General features: G+C 62.3%; 2 protein-coding genes. Both read left to right on the forward strand.

Annotated elements, in window-relative coordinates:
* The coding region (locus tag EOA38_RS37050) for a DUF1849 family protein (protein WP_127301538.1) at window positions 1–202 on the forward strand (202 nt) is incomplete at its 5' end.
* A 100-nt stretch (window positions 203–302) separates the two neighbouring features.
* The coding region (locus tag EOA38_RS37055) for a hypothetical protein (RefSeq protein ID WP_127301539.1) at window positions 303–1,269 on the forward strand (967 nt) is incomplete at its 3' end.

Consider the following 1,269-nt stretch of genomic DNA (forward strand, 5'->3'; position numbering starts at 1 on the left):
GTATTGGCCGGTCGACATCGCCTATTTCGACGACACCGACAAAAGCGGCGAGGAAGTGCCGGAGTACCGGATCAGCTTCAAGCTGCACGAGAACGGCATCACGCGCGATCTCGTGATGGACTATGGCGACTTCTCGATGACCGGCAAATTGGTGAACCTGTCGCTGTTCGACCAGACCAAGCCTTGCCCGGCTTCGAAATAGCGGCGGGTTAAACCACGAAGCGGCCGCCCAAGGCGAACTGACTTGAAGGCGCCGCAATCCAGTCCCACCTTTTCCTGACGGCGTTTTCGGGGGAGAAAGCTTGGGCAGGATCGACGTGTTCGTGGCGCCGCGACCCAATCCGGCGCTGATCAGGGCAATGACGATCGTCAATCGCATCGTCATGCTGCATGGGGTTCCAGGCTTTCGCGACCTTTTGCCGTTCAACCGGCTCGCCGGCCTGCGCGGCGTCGCCAATGTCCGCCATATCGACTTTCCCGCCGCCGACCAGCAACGGCTGAAGGCCTGCTGCGGCGGGGGCCAAGCGACGTTCATCACGCCCAACCATCCGGAATTCTTCACCGACTGGATGATCGACAAGGAGATCGTCTCGCGCGTCAGCCCGCTTGCCGCGTCCTGGGCCACGCATGGCGTGGTCAACGGCCTCGGTCGGCCGATGCAGAAATTCTGGCTGGCCAACAATCTGATCGCGCAGATCCCCGGCAACAACGACGCGGCCAAGGCGCATTCGGTCGACTGGGCGCTCAAGGGCCATGGCGTCCTGCTCCACCCGGAAGGCGCTGTCGGCTGGCACGGCAATTATGTCGGGCCATTGCTTCCCGGCGCAGTTGAGATGGGGCTGGAGGCTTTGCAGCGCGGCCGCGAGACGAACAAGGATTTCAAGGCCTGGGTTGCTCCGATCGTCTGGAAGCTCGCCTTCACTGGCAATGTCGAGCGGGCGCTCGCCAAGGAATGCGCCTATATCGAGAAAAGCCTGAAGATCGAAGGCGCTGCAAACGGCTCGCTGCCGGAACGCGTCTATCGTATCTATTCGACCCTGTTGTCGCGCGACGAACAGGCCTGCGGTCTGACGGTAGAGGAAGGCGTTCCCTATGCTGTGCGCCAGCAACGAGTTTTGGCCCAGCTCGGACGAGAGCTAGCCGCGACCATTGCTGCCGAGCCGGGTCTGGATATGGCCGAGCTGCTGCGAGAGGCACGCCGCTGGCTGCGCGACGGAAAGGCCGATGCCGACGAGCAGAAACGCGTGCGAAAACTGACCGAAACGATCC

The sequence above is a fragment of the Mesorhizobium sp. M1E.F.Ca.ET.041.01.1.1 genome (assembly GCF_003997355.1).
GTDB lineage: Bacteria > Pseudomonadota > Alphaproteobacteria > Rhizobiales > Rhizobiaceae > Mesorhizobium.